Origin of the sequence: Pedobacter yulinensis (assembly GCF_003029735.1) — a bacterium.
In the GTDB taxonomy this organism is placed as follows: domain Bacteria; phylum Bacteroidota; class Bacteroidia; order Sphingobacteriales; family Sphingobacteriaceae; genus Pedobacter; species Pedobacter yulinensis.
In genome coordinates this window covers 56655-74590 of record NZ_KZ686270.1, presented here as the reverse complement: position 1 = coordinate 74590, position 17936 = coordinate 56655, and the positions used below count along the sequence as shown (strand labels likewise).

Genomic DNA, 17936 nt, shown 5'->3' with positions numbered 1-17936 from the left:
GTTAATTTGCGGGAGACAGCCCGGTATTCAGGATGTCTGTAAAAAGTTCATAAATGTTGAAGCCGAGGTACCTGGCTTCGTACGCCAGCGTGTGCACCACGCCGTTGGTCGGTTTAATGTCTGAAGAGGCGACCAGGTTTTTGATCCAGTTATCTTTCGGTCGTGAAACGTCAGGTATGTAATGTATAACCAGCTGCCGGTAGCCACCGTATTTTATCTGGTTCGCATCATAAAAGATCACACCGATATTAAATACTTCATTGTTGTAATTGTAAAACAGCCCGCCGGGATGTATGCTAAGCACGTTTGGATCGATCTGTGTATAATCTTTGAGCCGGTTGTTCCCCCTGAACATGTAGCGTTGCAGGAACTTTTTCCAAATGGCGGGATTAACCTGGTTCAAGGTCTTGATCGTATCGCGGTTAGCCCAGAAGAGCAGGTTATTCAGGGAGCCGTCTATGTTTACGTTGCCGACTGTCCTTTTGATTACATCATCATCAGGAGCAAAGAAAGTGAAGTCTTCTTTGGCAAAGGTCGGTTCCAGGCCGGCCAGCTTAATCAGGTTGGCTATGGTATCAAATGGCACTTTTTTATCCTCGAAATATTTCATCATGCTTCCGGGATAGTCTGCTTTGGCCTTTCCGCCGTCGAGATAGTACTCGTCCCGTTTGCAGGCGCCGAGTACGGCCATAAATATGGCGCTTATTAAAATTACGTTTTTCAGTGTCATAATGCGCTGCGCTTTAGTTTCCGCCATTTGTCCAGTAATCATTTAGCCGCATAAACGGGTTGTTATTGAGTGCGTTGCCGTTTATAGGCCATGTCCAGCCGCCCCGGCCAAATTTGTCAGCAGTGAGCACATTTCGTGACCACTGGCTGCTAAGAATTCTTTTGGTACGAACCAGGTCAAAATACAGGTGTCCTTCGCCGATCAGCTCGCGCGAGCGCTCCAGGAAAATGAAATCTTTCAATTCTGAGGAGCTGCCGCCGCCGTAACGCGGTGCCTCGGCCCGGTCGCGGATCCGGTTAACCAGTGCAACTGCAGCCGTTTCGTTGTCAGAGCCGAGGTTGGCCATCGCTTCGGCGCAAAGCAAGATTTCTCCCGCGTACCGGAAGATCATGAAGGTGTTATCGGGGTTGGCGTCTTCTTCGCCCGTGGCAAAAGCGTTTGCCGCAAACTTCAGCATCATGAATTTCCCGTTATCGGCAAAAATGTCTTCGTCAAACCACTGGGTTATGCGCCTGTCGCCGCCCGATTGAAACAGTTTCTGCATGTATTCACCGCGGTAGTATGCAAAACTTACCCGGTGGGTATATTCGGGCCTTTTGTATGGATAATGCAGAAACATGTCGCCCACAGGCGATACGGCGTTGTTCTGGTCGCCGTAATTGATGCTGCGGTAAAACTCGAACAGACTCTCGTCAGAGCGGCCTTTGATCACAGTAGACCACTGTGAAATTGGCAGCAGGCGATACGCATTGCTGTTGATCAGCTCCATGCCCAGGTCTGCGGTTGCCTGCCAGTATTTGCGGGCATTTGCCTGGTCAAAACCGGCATTCCACATGTTCATCTCCATCATCAGCGCAACGATAGAGCCTCTCGAAGCCCGCACCCCCCTGGTAGCCGGATCTGCGTAAGACCAGGGAACCTGGTCTTTATACTGGGCCAGGTCGGCAAGGCATTTGTTGAGCACGGAAACGAAATTTTCGCGCGGCAGGGGCTCAGACTGGAAAGCAGTGGTGTAATAAGGAACGTCTCCGTAAAGACGTACCATGAAAAAATAACAAAGGTTCCTGATAAAGGCGGCTTCTGCCTTGAACTGGTTTTTATCAGCGTCTGTTACCCCGGGTATGCCTTCATCCAGCTTGGATATCAGAATGTTGGCGCCCTGGATAGCGCGGTAGTAACCGGTCCAGTCGGTAATGTTCTGGAAATTGTAAAAGCCCCAGGGCCTGCCGCCCGAAAGCAGGCCGATCAGGTCGTTGCGTCCCAGGTACTCGACAAATTCTCTCGCGGTTGCCAGGTCAGACTGGCTTTCGTGCAGTACCTGGCCCGACCGGTATTCGCCGGTAGCGCCGATAAAATGCGTTTCGTTGATCTTTCCGAATACGATCCTGGATAAGTCGTAGATATTTGCCACTACGTCCTCCCTGCTCTTGAAAAAATTGTTTCCCGTCAGTTTATCAAGAGGCTGGATGTCCAGGAACTTTTTGCAGGCTGGCAGGGTGAGTGCCATGAAGGCCAGATAGCTGTAAATAATGATCTTTTTCATGGTTCTAATCTTTGGCAGTTAATAATTCCAGGTTAAAGCCCAGGTTGTAAGTGCGCGGTACGGGATAACCTGTAGATACGTCGCGGCCAAGTGAGGTTACGTTCTCGGGATTGGGCCCGGTATAGCGTGAAAACGAGATCAGGTTATCTGTCGAGGCATAAAACCGCAGGTTGTGCAGCCCGACGCGATTGATCAGTTTCCGCGGAAACATGTATGAAAGCGCGATGTTGTTGATCTTAAAATATCCGCCTGGCTCCGCCCAGAGTGTCTGGTCAGGCCTGAGCGGCTGGATCTGGTCATAGGTTTTATAGTCGTAAGGATAGGGGTATTTGGCAATGTCGCCGGGTTTGGTCCAGATATTCAGGTCTGAAAGCGGCACCACCGCTGCGGTACCGAATGGGTTTTTCATAATGGCAATTCGGTCTGCCAGTGCGTTGTTCAGTACCGTCCGGTTTGCAGTGAAGGTAGAATAAACGTTCAGCGACCAATTTTTATACCTCAGGTTTACGCTCAGGCCACCGGTAAACAGCGGCTGCGAGTTCCCGCTGATCTCATAATCGCGGCTGTCAAGAATATAGTCTCCGTTTACATCTTTCAGCATCGGGTCGCCAGCGTCGAAATAGGCACCACCAGACTGGTAACGTTTCCCGGTCACCGGATCGATGGGAACATCCTGCCGGGTGCTGTAGGCCCCCTGGTTAATGATCAGGTAATTGGAAAGGGTGTTCCTGCCAACACGGTACACAATGTGCTGGCGGTATTTTTCGCCGTCAAAACGAATAAACTGCCCATTGTACTCGGCAGGCAGGCGGGTCAGCACATCGCGGTTAAAGGCGCCGTTAACCGATACGGTAAGGTCGAGGTCCTTGCTTACAATTGGCCGGCCGGTAATCATCAGCTCGCTGCCGTAGTTTGCAATGCCCAGGTCGTTGCTGGCCAGTTTATTGAAACCGGTTATGTTTGAAAGGGTACGGTCAAACAACAGGTTGTCGACTTTTTTCAGGTAGGTATCAAAAACAATGTTGATACGCTCGTTAAAAAAGCCCAGGTCGAAGCCGAAGTTGTACTGCGAAGTCGTGGTCGGTTTCAGGCTCGGATTGGGGATCAGGTCGTAATTAATGCCGATTGTCTGGTTGTTGTTATAATTGCCGTTCAGGTTGTATATGCCATAAATGCTTTGCAGGTTACCGCTGGGTACGATGTTCTGACCCCAGGTTAAACGCAAACTTCCGTACGACAGCCATTTCAGGTTTTCCAGCCAGCGCTCTTTGTTAAAATTCCACCGCAGGCCGACTGCCGGGTTTTTCGAGTAAGGGTTTTCAAGTCCGCTCGAAGAGGTGCCGTCAAGCCGGTACGAGAACTCTGCTACGTACTTTTTCAGGAAGTCGTAAGAAAGTGAACCCGCAAAAGAGGCGATCGTTGCATTTTTGAACGTTTCGAGCACCCCGCCGCCCCTCGAGTAATATGCGTCGTAACCGACAGGTCCCTGCAACTGGTCATTTGGCGTTCGTTCCTGTCTGATAATGCCCGCCTGATTGCCTTGTTTATAAATCTCGTTAAAGGTGTTTACAAAAATGGTGTGCTTTTCATTAAATGTTTTGGCGTAGATAATGCCATTCCGGTTGTACAACTGGAAGCTCCGGCCGGCAAAATCATACAGCCGCGTAAACTGGCCGTTCGCCGCCGCGGGGGTAAAGGTCGATTCAGTATCTGAGGTGTAGTCATAACTTAGCGCCGACTGCAGCGATAAGCCGGGAATGATCTCGTACCGTCCATCGACGTTTGCGCGGAGATTTTTGGAATTGTTGTCGTTTACAGTCTGAAGGGCTGACAGGACCGCGCCGGTCGACTGGTAAAAGGAGGGGGAGGGAAGCAGGGTAGAAGCCTGTCCGTTTTCGGCCACGCCCGTTTGTAAGATGCCGACCCCATTGCCCTTGTTTTGTTTGCCCAGGCCGGCGAAGACCGAACCAAAGAACCTGAATTTGTCATTCGGCCTGAACTCCATGTTCATGTTCAGGTTGTACCGGTCAAAACCTGTGTTTTTAATGATCCCCACCTCGTTAAAATAGCCCAGGTTGGCTTTGTAATTGAACTTCGTATCACCCCCGTCGAGTGCAAGGTTGTGCGACTGATTATAGGTTGTCCTGAAAAAGATTGATTGCCAGTTGGTCGAATTGTTCCAGTAGGCGTTCAGACTGTCGGCCAGGATGGGTGTTAGGCCGATTTGCCGGAGATCGTTCTCGTTCTGCGCATTCAGGATGATCTGCTGGATCTTCAATTGTCTTTCAGCGTTACCGCCCAGCGTTTCACGCAATTTGGGCGGGGTTTTGGCAAAGAAATTCGATGTATACCTCACCCTAGGTACTTTTGAATTGCCGCGTTTGGTGGTAATGATGATAACGCCATATGCACCCCGCGAGCCGTACATAGCGGTGGCCTGCGCATCTTTTTTAACTTCGATACTCTCAATGTCCTCGACAGGGATAAGCGACAACGGACTGACGCCCGGCCCCTGCGACTGGAAACCCAGTTCTGTGGCTTTATCGGCATCAAGCGGCACACCGTCAATGATGTAGAGCGGGGAGGTTGGCTGCAGGAAAGTTTCATTGCCCTGGCCCGAAACGCTGAGCGAGGAAAGACCGCGCACCTGCACCGAGCCGCGGAAACCCGGCGCACCTGTGTTGTTCTGTACGTTCAACCCGGGAACTTTTCCCTGCAGGAGTTGCTCTGGGTTTGATACGGGGATGTCCTGGATGTCTTTCGCAGTGATCAGCGTGGACGACCCCGTTACAGTCTGTTTGGTTCGCTTCTGATAGGCAACAACAACAACTTCGTCCAGTGCTTTTACGTCTTCCGCGAGCGAAATGACGATGTCGTTTTTGCCGGCTGCTACTCTATAGGTCTGGTCGGTGTAGGCCAGGTAGGAAAAGAGCAGTACATCACCTATGGTTACGCTGACCGAGAAATTGCCCTTGCCGTCGGTTTGGGTAAGTGCTCTTTTGTCTTTTTGCAATAAAATCGAAACACCTGGTATGGCCTGGTTCGTCCCTTTCTCAACCACCGTTCCGCGCAAACGAATAACCTGGCCTGGCTGCTGGGCAGATACCTGCCCGATCACTACCAACAGTAGCGATACCAGCAGAGCAATAAGCGGAAAGTTTTTTTTCATAATATCTGGTTGCTTAGTTGGGTTATTCATTGATCAGTTTCGGGTTCTCTCCCTTGAAGAAGAAGACAATCTCCCAATCTCCTTTTTTGTAAATCGCGAAATCCAGCCCGAACGACGCGGTGACCCGCAAACCGCCAAAGCCTACGCGAGAGTATTTAAGTTCAGCACGCGCCCGGGATCCTTCGGGTGCATAGGGTGTTTTGATCTCGACAAGCGGAATCGGATAGGCCACATCCCACTGAACATGCTCTGCTGTTTTCTGCATGTTAAACCCGTGAATCATTTTGTCCCACTGCGTTTCATTGAAAAGGCTCGGGTTCATGGCCACAGAATCCTTGTTCAGTACTTTAATACGCAGCGAATTGCCGGTGCCCCCGCTAAACGGACGAATGTAAACGATGACATCTTTTTTGTCGTTGTTGCTCACCAGGAACTGGTTGGTGGTTGCCCCGACAACGCTGTTCAGGAATGGCCTGATGTAGTCGCGCAATTTGGGATCGAGCGGGAATTTGGGGTCCGGAGCCGGCTTGCCGGTATAGGCATTAAAATCGTTCGAAGGTTCGTAGGGCCGCTCCCTGAATGGCCTGATCTGCAAATCGCGGATCAGGCGCTCGCCGCCGGTATTTCTGACTTTTACATCAAAAAAACGCGTGTTCTGCACCAGGTTGGTACTGTCTTCAGCCCTGGGCTGAATGAACTCGTTGGTAGCTGAAGGCCAAAGTACAAACTCGCCAGAACGCCTGATTTCGAAAAGCGGCCGCTGTTCGATCTTTCGTTTCGACTCGATTTCGGCCAGACTTTTCTCCAGTCCGGTGTATTCGCCGACCCAGACATAGGTCGGTACGGTCCTGAACAGGTCTGTAACAGGCCGGCCATCGCCCCAGCGGGCGTTCGTGATCTCGAATGTCATGGGAAAGGTGGAATTGTCTGCGTTGAACCCCCCCATCATGCTGGTCCGGCCAATGATCGGTTCAAATATTTTATTCGAAAAATTAACGTTGTTGCTGATGTAGTCCCGCTCTTCGGGCAGATCGTAAAGTTTTTTACAGCCCGCCAGGGTACTCATTGCCGCCAGCGCAAAAAGCCCGATGCATTTTGCCATGACCCGGAGGTGGTGTTTGTCTTTCATGTCTTTATGTATCATCGTCTTACTTTGCTTTATTGATGCTCCACTCGGCTAACTGGAACACGCCGCCGTTGCGCAACTCATTGATGTCGATGCGGTAGTGTTTGTATGCTTTGGTGTTATTAAACCTGAAAATTTTCATCTGGTAGCGCTCTTCGAAGAAGAAGTTTGAGCGGCGGTCCAGTTCGACCCAGTTCACCCCGTCATCAGAGCCCTCAAATACCCAGGCCTTGGGATCGCGGTCTGGCTCATCATTGGCAGAGGTGAGGGTGTATACTGAAGATACGGCCGGTGTCTTAAGCTCGAAGGCCATCCAGAGGCGACCATTCAGATCGGCCAGGAATTTGGTTTGCGCATCCCCGTCAATTACTTTCTTCGAACCTTCGCCGGCATCGGCACCGCCATTATTGTCGCGCAGTACGGTAAGCTTACCGCCAATAATTGTCATGAGGTTCGGTGGCGGCGGAACAAGCGTTAAACGGGTCACAAACTCGTCAAAGCCAAACAAATGGTCCTGGCTCAGGATGTGAACAATGCCGTTCCTTGTTCTGATGTTGTTTGAAGCAGTGGTTGCACCGGCCCAGTAACGGATAAACTGGCTTTTCTTGGTGTTGCTGAAGTCAATGACCTCTGGTCCGGCGCCTGTCTGGCCCGAGGCCGAACGCCGGGTCACTTTGGCATGCATCGGGTAGCCAAAGCGAACGCTGCGCAGATTTTTGCCGTCCTGCAGCAGCATGGAATCGGTCGGCAGGCTGCCCCTGACAATGTAGTAAGAAGCCATGGTGTCCAGTTGTACACCATCTATGTTTGAAAGAAATAAAGGGTCCTTGTCAGAAGCCCGGCGCAGGCGGTTCAGGTTTGTGAGGGAGAGTTGAAAGCTGGGGTTTGCAATGGCAAACAGGGTGACATTGCTGTCTGACAGCGTTGCCTGCAGGCCCATCCGGTCAATGACCTTAATCAGCGAGTCAAAAACGCCGGGTTTGCTTTTCAAATACTGATAGGTATTTCCCTCGAACTGGCCCTGAATCGGCTCAGGATCGTAATAGCCGCCGTCTTTCTGACAGCCTGAAAAGCTGAGCGAACAGAAAATCAGCAGGCAGAGACATAGGGCCTGTCTTGTAAAATTCTTGGCTGTTTTCATATTAGTTCCAGTATGCATTTTGTGTCAATAGCGTGTTCCTTGAAATCAGTTTGCGCGAAATGGGCCAGTAAATGCCGCCGCTGGCAATCAGGTTCATAAAGGCCTGATTGCTCTGTTTGATTTTGTTGTACCGGATCAGGTCGTACCATCGGTGGCCTTCGCCCAGCAGTTCCCGGTGCCGTTCTTCAAAGATCAGGTCGACCACATCGCGGTTGGTGTCAATGAAAACATCGGTTATGTTGGGTACAAGCCGGCGCGACTGGAGGTTGATCAGCTCAGATATGGCACCGGCGCGGTCGCCAAGTACAGCCAGCGCCTCGGCACGAAGCAGCAGCACATCTTCCAGCCGGGTAAAAACCAGGGCTGAGGTAAAATACCTGAAGTTCGGGTCTGTTGAGCCGCCCTGTATGGATTTTATCTTGCTGAAAATCGGATACTTGCCATTAAAATTCGTGAAGTAACGCTCGTTCCTGGGCTGGCCAAGGGTGTCAATACTGAAACGGTCATCATTTGGCCAGTTGAATATTTTCAGGACCGTATCTTTGGGAATGTAAATGTCCGGCACTACTTTATTTGTAACCGGTTCTGCCAGCGTAAGCTCTTCCAGGTGACCGGTTACCGAACCGTCAATGTGGCCCCAGTCTGAATTGAAGCCCAGCATCTGCCGGTTGTTTTTATTCCAGAAAAACCCATTCGGATTGGTGAGGTCTGCAGTTCCGGTATAGTTGATGCCGCTTTTGCCATAATTATCTAGCACAAAACGGGTATAGCCGGCAACTCTTGAATAGTCACCCACCCAGGCGGCAACGTGCGCGAGCACGCCATACGCTGAGTTTTTGGTCACCAATGCGCCGCCCCAGCGTCCCGGGTCTTCATTGTAGTAGTTTCCGGGCTGTTGCGGGTCGTTGTTGCTGTACACAAACGGCAGGTCGGTGGCAGCCTTCAGCATTTCCTGCTCTACCCAGGCCATAATGCGTGCCTGGCTTTCGCGGGGCTTGTTCTCGAATGAGCCTTCGCCCGAGCTTAGTATAAAAGGGACATCGCCCCAAATCCTGACCATGTAGAAATAAGCATATGCGCGTAGAAACCGCGCCTGGGCCATGTCTACGAGCATGTTGCTTTCCGTATACCGGCGGTCGTTGGCTTTTACTTTCGCTACATTTTCCAGGAAAACATTGGCCGAGTTCACCACGGCGTAAAAGCGTGTCCAGTTGCTCATGGCCTCGATAACTGGGTAGGAGGCGTTCAGGTTGTTGCCGATCACAGCTTTCAGGTCCTGTCTTTTCGGGCTCAGGAAATCGCCCCCGCGTACATCGCCGTAGATCCAATGGCAGTTGTTATCTGACAGGGCTGCGCGGGTCAGGGCATATACCCCCATAATCCCCGCCCGGGTGTCTTCGAGGGTCTTCCACATATTTGGCTCACTGACCGATCGTACCGAGTCGATGTCGAGTGTTTTGCTGCATGCCGATAGCATGAAGGCAGAAATAAACAGGTAAAGTATATTCTTCATCTTCTTCTTGCTTAACTTTTCCATCTATAATTCAAGTTTAACGCCCAGTGTATACGTCCTGGGAATGGGCATCCCGTAACCGGTATCGTAACCGTTGTAGCCGACAAGCTCTGGGTCCTGACCTGAATAACCGGTAATCGTAAAGAGGTTATTTGCAGACCCGTACACGAACAGCCGTTTCATCAGGTCTTTCCTGCTGAAGAGGCTTTTTAGTTCATAGCCTAGGGTGAGTGAACGGAGTTTCAGGAAGTCGCCGTTTTCCAGAAAAAGGTCCTGGTCAATGCGGTAGGGGATCACGGTGCTCCAGGGATTGTACAGCGGGTAACGGCTGTAATCGCCGCGCTTCTCCCAGAAAGTGATCTCTTTCACAGATGCCACATCTGAATTGCCTTCCCTGTTGATGAAGTCGAACCGAGCAGCGCTTTCTTCATTGATGATCTTCCGGCCAAGGTTGAAGTACAGCAGGGCGCTCAGGCTCCAGTTTCCATACCTGAAACTGTTCTCGAAACCACCCACCAGGGTAGGCATGGCATTGCCGAGCAGGACCTTGTCATCGTCATTGATCTGGTTGTCGCCGTTCTGGTCCCGCCACCTGGGGTCTCCCGCTTTCAGTGCAATGCCATTGTATTTTTGCGGTTGCCCGTTCACTAGAGGCACTTCGGCATCGGCGGTAAAAATGCCGTCGTTCTGCAGCAGCCAGTACTGGTCTGTCGCGGCGCCCACGCGCAGCAGCCTGTTGCCGATTACGAGCTGGTCGAGACCACCCGGCAGTGCCCTGAGGACGTTTTTGTTGTGATTCAGGTTCAGTGAAGAATTCCAGGTGAATTTTGCTGCAGAAAGCACTTTTGCACTCAGGGTCAAGTCGATACCGGTGTTTTTTACAGACATGCCGCTTTTGATCGCCTGCGTGTACCCGTATTCGGCATACGCCGGAACACCCAGGAGCAGGTTTTTCTCGATTTTAGTGTAAAAATCTGCCGCAAGGCTTAACCGGTTGTCAAGCAGGGTCAGGTCGGCACCAACATTCAACTGGTCGGAATAGGCCCATGGAATATCGTAACCAACCCAGCCAAAAGAATAAGAGCGGGTCAGCGCTCCAAAGGCGTTGTATCCCGGAACGGTCAGGTTGCCGGTATAACCCACAAAGGCTGTATACTGCGGACCCTGAGAATAATTATCGTACGAATTGGTCCTGCCTATCCTGCCGGCGCTTACCCGGAAAATAGCATCATTGATCAGGGTGTTGTCTTTCAGGAACTCATTTTTAATACTCCAGCCGACTGACAGGGTCGGCGCATAAAACCACCGGTGTGTAGGCTGTGCGTTCGACGATCCGTCTGCCCTGACCAGCACAGAAGCAAAGTACTTTTCTTTAAAGGTGTAATCGGCTTTTCCATAAAAAGACACCAGGTTGTCCTGTGTTTTGTCCAGGAAACGGTAAGTAAGTTGTTTTGGAAAGGCCAGCGGATTAAGATAATTCGGGTCGTTAACGTCTGTTTCAAGAAGATTGATCTTGATGTAGTCATTTACGCCTTTGTAAGCATAGGCATTGCTGTACTTGAACAGGTCCCACATGACCGATTGGCCTGCCGAAAAATTAAAATGGTGGCTGCCGGCCAGGTCAAGATCGTAGCTGGCCTTGTTATCGAGCATAAGCCGCTGGTTCAGGCCATAATAGTTCGAAGCATAACTGTTTCCCTGCAGCAATGTCCGGGCGTAAAAGATATCCCGATAACTCTCATTGTAATCCAGGTTGAAGGTAGAACTCAGGCTCAGCCTGCCCAGGCTGGCGACCAGCCGCGCATACCCCTGTACAGTGTTTGTCTTGTTGTCGTCAAATCCTTTTTTATAGGCATCGATGTATGAACCGTAAAAATCCTTGTTGGGCGAAAGGGGGGCGGTCATGTCAGGAAAATAATTGATCTGCGCAAAGCGATCGCGCAGGCTGCGGTTCCGGTCGCGGTTTAGGCGGTTTGCATTGACCATGGCCGAAAACAGCAGCCATTTGACTGGCCGCATGTTGATGCCAAACATGACACTGTAGCGGTCCAGGCCGGTGTCGTCTGCTACGCCGCTGCTTTTGGTATTGCCCAGCGACAGCCGGAAATTGGCCCGGTCTGTCCCGCCCATCAATCCAAGGTTCAGGCCGTAAACCAGCGCATTCCGGTAATACAGGTCTGTCCAGTCAGATTTTCCGCTGTAAACGGTGTTGAGCGAGTCGCTCAGGTACACGGGGTACACTTCGTCGTCAGAATACCGGCCATTGGTTGTATAGATGTCGTAAAACCGCTGCCTGAATTCGTTTTCGTATTTACCGTTAATGGTTGTAACGCCTGGGCGCTGCGCCATGCCAAAAAAAGTATTGAAAGTAATGGCGCGCCGGGGGCCCGGCGCTTTGGTTGTAAGCAGGATGGCCCCGTTAACAGCCCGCGGCCCGTAGATCGCCGTCGCAGCTGCATCTTTCAATACCTCGATCGATTCAATATTGTTGATGTCAATATTGGTGAGCAGGTTGGTGGCTGTACCGATTCTGTTGAAATCGTACTGCTGAACGTCGAAAGCAAAAGGATGCTCGCCCACCATGGGTATTCCGTCGAGTATGACCAGCGGCTGAGCCTCATAAACATTCCTTTTGTTGAGCAGGGGAAGGGGAGTGCCCCTCAGGAACATATTTTGAATGCTCCCCGGCTCGCCGCTGGGCTCCTGTACATACAGGCCCGCGTAATTCCCTTTCAATGTTTGCTGAAGGGAAATGGCAGGGAACTTCGACAGTTCATCAGGATCCTTGCGGAACGCCGCGGTCAGTTTGCCATACAGCGTAACTTTCTTTGGTTTCTGGCCGGTATCTGCCGGGAGCGAATCTTTCTGTTGCTTTTTGGTCGTATCCTGCCGCAGCATAAACACGTGGTTTTCGCTGATTTTTAAATCTGCGGCACGCGACGGCCCTGGCGCCGCGAACAGCGCAAAGCATACCCATAAGTATCTCATAAATGGGATCGTTAGTTGAAAAAGTTAAGAAATAGTTTGAAGCGGTTTATCTTTCAGGCGGGGGGGTGGTTAGTCCCGGAGCCAATAGGGTTTGTCTCATAATAGGTTTGTTTACTCAAATATAAATTATACTAAAACGTTTTATTGATATAATGTAATTTTTCATAAAATTTCAACAATATGACTTTTAAAATGTCAATATGTTAATTTACTAAGGTTCTTATTTGATATTTTTTAAATAATTATCATTTTCAAGCCAGTTAGACCACTTTGAAGTTATGCTTGCCGGGTTTTTTCAGCTGAATGAAATGCCAAAATTTCTGTTTGATCACAGCCCGGCAGTTGTATATATATGGTGCCCACCCGCTCGCAGAATGCACGAAACGCTTGAAACTGCAGGGTGTATGATAACTAATAGTTAATTCCTGAATAGAGCTGGAGCCGTGTACTGATGCCTCAGAAAAATTTGAAAGGAAGCAAGAGAGAAAACAAACATTTCTATCTTTGCCCCGATGCTGAACCGCCTCATAGCTTTTGTCCTGCTCATTACCCTGTTAACAGCAAACCTTTCCAGGTTTTTGCTCTACGCGGGTTTTCACCTGAAGCGCGACTACATTGCAGCCGTTCTCTGCGAAAACAAGGACCAGCCGCTTAAAAATTGCAAGGGCCGTTGCTACCTGATGAAAAAGCTGAAGGCTGTCGAAGAAAAGGAGCGGAAACAGTCGCGGGAAGCACAGAAAAATAGTTACCAGGAAGCGATGAAACAGGAACCCTTTGCCATCAGTTTCCGTATTCCTTTTCAAACCGGTCTGAAATATCCCGTCGTCGAGGTGGCTGATCCGGTCAGGCGCTCGGCCTCCATTTTTCAGCCGCCGCAGGTTATCTGATTTTATTTAAACTCTTTTCGTCCGCAGCCCGTTCCTCACACCGGGACCTGACTGGCGGATACCGATCGATTTTTTATTGATGCCATTGCGGCTCACAGGCACCCTGCCCGGCAGACCGCATGGTCTTAGTTTACTATAAATGAAGATATTCAATTTTATTTGGGGTATGCTGCTCCTTGCAGGAAGCAGTGTGCTCGCACAGCCCGCTACGGGCATTTTACAAGGGCGGATCTTGACCGCCGGCGGATCGCCCGCTGCCAATTCCACCGTACAGATCCAGCACACCGGTTACCGGACAAAGACCGATGAACAAGGGAAATTCCGGCTGGAGCCGGTGCCGGCAGGCCGTTATGTGCTGCTGGTTTCGCACCTGGGTTATACCGCCCTGAAAAAGAACGTAAGCGTTTCGCCCGGCAAAACCCCTTTCATGGAGCTGCAGCTTTCAGAAAGTAAACTCGAGCTCAGCGAAATCACGGTTAACGGTACCAAAAACGCCTACAACGTTACGCAGTCTGCAACCGCTACCCGTATGGATATCCCGTTACTCGAAACGCCGCAGTCTGTGCAGATCGTTCCGGCAGAGGTGATGCGCCAGCGGCAGGCTTTTACCCTGAACGAACTGGCCGGCACCTTTACCGGTTTAAAGGCAAATAACGGCAATGGATCTTTCAGCATGCGCGGCTTTACAGCCTACTCGCCAAACGATGCCAGTTTCCTGCTCTACAACGGTGTGCGCGGCAACCTGTTTCTCTGGAGTCAGCAGCCGTTGCTTTACAATGTAGAAGCAGTTGAACTGCTGCGCGGACCATCCGGCGCGCTTTTCAGCGAAGGCGCTCCCGGCGGTGTGATCAACTTTATTACCAAAAAGCCTGAGGCAGAGCGTCGATACGGAATTGAACTGAGCGCTGGCAGCTGGAAGTTTTACCGTGCATCGGCCGATTTTACCGGTCCCTTAACCAGGGATAAAAAACTGCTTTACCGCGTCATAGCCGGGTATGACCGGTCAAACAGTTTCAGGTTCGGGCAGGAGAAACAAAATTTCTTTTTTGCCCCTTCCCTTACCTACGTTTTTTCAGAACGCAGCCTGCTGAACCTGGAAGTCAATTATGCCCGCCAGCGGGCAGTGCATCAATATGACAACGGCAGTTTTATCCGGCCCAGGGCAGACGGCACGTTTGACTTCAATTATTATCCTGAAGACCTGACGGTTCAGAGCCCTACAGATTACGGCCGCACCGCCAACAGTTCTGCCACCCTGACGTTCAACCACGCCTTACGCGATAACCTGAAATTAACGGTTGTTCAGCGGGCGGTCAGGAATGTGCTCGATTACACCGACCATATTCCGGTCGGGAAAATCATGAACGATTCCATAAGCCGCGGCTACCAGGACTGGGAAACCGACCGCTTCAGCCTGCAGACCACTGCCTATGTGTCTTACCGGGCAAAGACCGGCATCCTGATGCACACCCTGGTGGCCGGAGCAGATTACAACCGGTATGGCTGGACCCGGAACGATTACCAGTACAAGGCTTCCGGTCGCATGTCAATTTTGCGTCCCGACTACAGCAATGATATTCCTGGAGCGGCTGTTCCTGCGGCAGAATCTGACGACAACAAACGCATCACGAACCTGGCCGGTGCCTACATACAGGACCAGGTCGACGTAGGCCGGCAGCTTAAACTTTTGTTGTCGCTCCGGTATGACCAGTATGATGCCACAGAAACACCGCTCTCCGCGCGCGACAACAAACAGGGCGATGAACTCCAAGCATCAGGTTTTATTCCGCGGGCAGGCCTGGTCTACCTTCCCTTTGCGCACGTATCGTTTTATGGAACCTACCTGCAGTCGTTTAACCCGCAAACCTCCAATCATACCCTGTCGGGTGGGCCTTTTCCAACGCGGCAGGCCACGCAATATGAACTCGGCGCAAAAGCCGACCTGCTTAAAAACCAACTGTCAGCAACGGTATCGGCTTACCAGATTGATTATTCGAACGTCCTGACCGCGGCACCTACCGACGAAAATTCGCACCGACAGGCAGCCATAGACGGTACACGCAGCACCGGGCTGGAGGTTTCGCTGACCGGAAAGGTCGGTAACCTGAACATCATAGCCGGCTACGCATACAACCGGCACGTGCTGCGCAGCACCAGTTCGTACGGAAAAGAAGGGGACCGTTTTCCAAACGCGCCCGGACAGATGGCGAACGCCTGGCTCAGGTATCAGTTGCCGCCGGGCATTTTGAACGGCCTGGCGCTTGCGGCAGGTATGCGTTATGTGGGCGACCAGGCAGGACTGCTCAGCAACCAGCAGTTCGTTTTTCCGGCCTATACGGTCTTTGATGCAGCAATAGATTATGGCATCGGGCGGTACAGCATCAGGTTTAACGCTTTTAACCTGGCCAACCGCCATTATTTTACGGGCAGCCGTTCGGGGGTAACAACCGGCGGACTGGGTGATCCGTTCAATCTCAGGCTGGGCCTTAATTACCAGATCAAATGAGCGGGCGTACCTTTAAACAGCTCGCATTCCGGCTGCACAGCTGGCTGGGGCTGGTGAGCGGTGTTTTCCTCCTGCTGCTCGGCTTAAGCGGGTCAGCAATTGTCTTTTTTAAAGAAATGGACAAAACCATTCATGCCCGCCTGCTGCGTGTTCAACCTGCCGCACCGGCACTGTCCCTGGATTCGGTCTATCAGGTTGTTCGCAGCCGGCAGCCCGATCTGGTGGGAATGGCCTGGCTAAATCCTGATGCCGCACCGGATGAGGCCCTTGATTTCAGGCTGTACCGGAACGATGGCAAACTGAGTACCTATGACCTCGGCCTGATCACTGTAGACCCGTACTCCGGAAAGGTGCTGCGGCAGGGAAGCCTGAGCCGGATGAAACCCAGCCTGTTGCACTGGATCCTGCAATTTCACTGGAGTTTTCAGCTGGGTATTCCTGGTTTGCTGCTTGCAACGGTCTTTGGCCTGACCATGGTCCTGTCTGTATTGACCGGTACGGTCATTTACCGGAAATACTTCTGGAAGGTGCTGACATTCCGCAGCGGTATTGCCTGGAAAAACTGGCGAACGGTTTCTTCCGGTTTGCACCGGTTGATTGGCGTCTGGTCGCTGGCCTTTAACCTGGTGATCTTTTTTACAGGTTTCTGGATGAACAGGTTTTCCTTCGATCCCGAGTATTGGAAGAGTCAGGTTACGGTGCGCCCACCCGCCTTAAAAGGCACTGCTCCGGCCGACCAGATGCTGGCGGCTGCAAAGAAGGCATTCCCCGAGCTGCTTGTTAGTAAGGTCTACCTGCCGGTAGCGACCGGTAAATCTTTTAAAATAAGCGGTACAGTGCCCGGGCAATCAGCGCTGTTCTACAATGGCAACTCGGTTACCGTCGATCCTGTCAGCGGCAGGGTGGCTGTAGTCGAGCGGCTTGCCGCACAGTCCTTTTTCAGGCAAACAGAGGCCACTTTTTTTCAGCTGCATGCCGGGCATTTCGGCGGCACGCCGGTTAAGGTTCTGTATGTCTTGCTGGGCCTGACACCCGGACTGCTGTCCGTTACGGGTGCGTTGCTCTGGTGGCGCCGGCTGCGCAGCCGGCGCCAGCGTGGACTCCTGGCGCAGCCCCTTAAGCCTTAGCGCGTATAACATGGCTGCCGGGAAGGTTAAATACCTGGCCGGCAGCCTTCTTTTAACCGGTTTTATACCTGTTCTGTTGCTTATGTACAACCCGGTTGACCGGGCGCCATATATTTGGTCAAAGGATCTGATGAGGGAGAGACCAGTATTTAAGTGGGACAGTTATTTAAAAGTGCAGAACAGCACATTAATCTTTTATTTTTCTGTTGAGCTGGGTCTGAAAAGTTCCCATTCTCTTTTCACCCTGCAATTGTGTAAACGTCCGGACCTGATGACAACACAAGGGCAGCTTGTGCTTGAAGTAGCCGGCTGGACAGGGAGCGGGCGGCACATCACCACCCTAAGTTATGGCGAAATTCTGCAGGCAGCGGTTTACGCCACGGTATCTCTGGTCGATGAAACGGGCAAAGAATTTTACCATCTCGATCTGACCCGGCAGCTGCAGCTGGGCGTGAGGTACCAGCGCAGACAGACCGGCGTGTATCATATTGTCGTTTATTCCGCAGAAAGCGGCCCGCATCGTGCCCTTCAGCCCTACGGGGAACAACCTGTCGTGCAGGACCAGTTGTTGTTGATGTACGGCGCAGATGAATCGCCAGGCAGGCAGGCAGGCCGGGCCGCAACCCGTTTCAGGTGGAAACAGCCCGAGAAGCAGCCTGCTCTTTGCGGGATTGTGCTCATTGACTGCAGCGGGCGTCTTCTTGCGGTCAAAATCCTGACCAAGCCTGTTGACCCACCGCGCTGGGGAGCTTATATCAAAAGCTGGCTGTCCCGCTAGGAGCCACGCGAAACCCTTGCTTGCCGGGCACTTTATTTACATGAAATAGTTAGATTTACCATGCCCCTGCGGGCTGCGATACAAAGCAGCGCCGGCAGCGCCTTATTTAAAGCAAAATGGCTACGATAGTTATAATTTGCGGAATATACTGCCTCGCTTTTGCGGTATTTCACCTCTGGTTCTGGAGACTCTTCAGCTGGAAAACCGAATTGCTTAAGCTGAGCTTTCCGAACCGTGCTATCATGCAGATCCTGAATACAAGGCTTATCTATGTCTTCCTGCTTTTCGCGCTGCTGTGTTTTTGTTTCCCGCAGGAGCTGTGCACAACGCCCATGGGCCATCTGCTCCTGGGGGGAATGTCTGTGTTCTGGATGGGCCGTACAATCGAGCAATTTGTTTTTTTGAGAAGAAACCATCCCTATATCCAC

Annotated in this window: 12 protein-coding genes; 4 read left to right on the top strand and 8 right to left on the bottom strand. The window is 51.5% G+C overall.

The window, feature by feature from the left end; translation table 11 throughout:
* Position 1: 1 nt before the first annotated feature.
* From C7T94_RS14785 to C7T94_RS14755, 7 genes are read right to left on the bottom strand one after another with little or no spacing between them, the layout of a single operon-like run.
* Entirely contained in the window at positions 2 to 757 is a 756-nt protein-coding gene (locus C7T94_RS14785; protein WP_162618719.1) for a fasciclin domain-containing protein, read from the bottom strand.
* Positions 744 to 2273 (bottom strand): RagB/SusD family nutrient uptake outer membrane protein, encoded by a 1530-nt coding sequence (locus C7T94_RS14780; protein WP_107216189.1) that lies wholly within the window; start codon positions 2271 to 2273, stop codon positions 744 to 746. Before C7T94_RS14780 ends, C7T94_RS14785 begins: the two co-directional genes overlap by 14 nt.
* 4 nt (positions 2274 to 2277) lie before the next feature.
* Entirely contained in the window at positions 2278 to 5442 is a 3165-nt protein-coding gene (locus tag C7T94_RS14775; protein ID WP_107216749.1) for a SusC/RagA family TonB-linked outer membrane protein, read from the bottom strand.
* A 22-nt stretch (positions 5443 to 5464) separates the two neighbouring features.
* On the bottom strand, positions 5465 to 6586 hold the full coding sequence (locus tag C7T94_RS14770; RefSeq protein ID WP_239495034.1) for a DUF5007 domain-containing protein: 1122 nt from the start codon (positions 6584 to 6586) through the stop codon (positions 5465 to 5467).
* A gap of 4 nt (positions 6587 to 6590) precedes the next feature.
* Positions 6591 to 7709, bottom strand: coding sequence for an ATP/GTP-binding protein (locus C7T94_RS14765; RefSeq protein ID WP_239495033.1), 1119 nt, complete (start codon positions 7707 to 7709; stop codon positions 6591 to 6593).
* Between the two features lies 1 nt (position 7710).
* Positions 7711 to 9246: a RagB/SusD family nutrient uptake outer membrane protein gene (locus C7T94_RS14760; RefSeq protein ID WP_107216188.1), complete on the bottom strand. Its 1536-nt coding sequence runs from the start codon at positions 9244 to 9246 to the stop codon at positions 7711 to 7713.
* On the bottom strand, positions 9247 to 12210 hold the full coding sequence (locus C7T94_RS14755) for a SusC/RagA family TonB-linked outer membrane protein (RefSeq protein WP_239495032.1): 2964 nt from the start codon (positions 12208 to 12210) through the stop codon (positions 9247 to 9249).
* A 512-nt stretch (positions 12211 to 12722) separates the two neighbouring features.
* On the opposite strand from C7T94_RS14755, the gene C7T94_RS14750 reads away from it, so the two are divergent.
* From C7T94_RS14750 to C7T94_RS14735, 4 genes are all read left to right on the top strand, one after another.
* Positions 12723 to 13097, top strand: a complete 375-nt coding sequence (locus C7T94_RS14750; RefSeq protein WP_107216187.1) for a hypothetical protein — start codon at positions 12723 to 12725, stop codon at positions 13095 to 13097.
* A 139-nt stretch (positions 13098 to 13236) separates the two neighbouring features.
* Positions 13237 to 15603, top strand: a complete 2367-nt coding sequence (locus tag C7T94_RS14745) for a TonB-dependent receptor (protein WP_107216186.1) — start codon at positions 13237 to 13239, stop codon at positions 15601 to 15603.
* Positions 15600 to 16730 carry a PepSY-associated TM helix domain-containing protein gene (locus C7T94_RS14740; RefSeq protein ID WP_107216185.1) on the top strand — a complete coding sequence of 377 codons (1131 nt, stop codon included), beginning with the start codon at positions 15600 to 15602 and terminating at the stop codon, positions 16728 to 16730. The genes C7T94_RS14745 and C7T94_RS14740 overlap by 4 nt, the downstream gene beginning before the upstream one ends.
* A 271-nt stretch (positions 16731 to 17001) precedes the next feature.
* The gene (locus C7T94_RS14735) at positions 17002 to 17508 is read left to right on the top strand and encodes a hypothetical protein (protein ID WP_162618718.1); all 507 of its coding nucleotides are present in this window, start codon (positions 17002 to 17004) and stop codon (positions 17506 to 17508) included.
* A gap of 32 nt (positions 17509 to 17540) precedes the next feature.
* On the opposite strand, the gene C7T94_RS19425 is transcribed toward C7T94_RS14735, so the two are convergent.
* Positions 17541 to 17924 carry a hypothetical protein gene (locus tag C7T94_RS19425; protein ID WP_162618717.1) on the bottom strand — a complete coding sequence of 128 codons (384 nt, stop codon included), beginning with the start codon at positions 17922 to 17924 and terminating at the stop codon, positions 17541 to 17543.
* Positions 17925 to 17936: the final 12 nt, after the last annotated feature.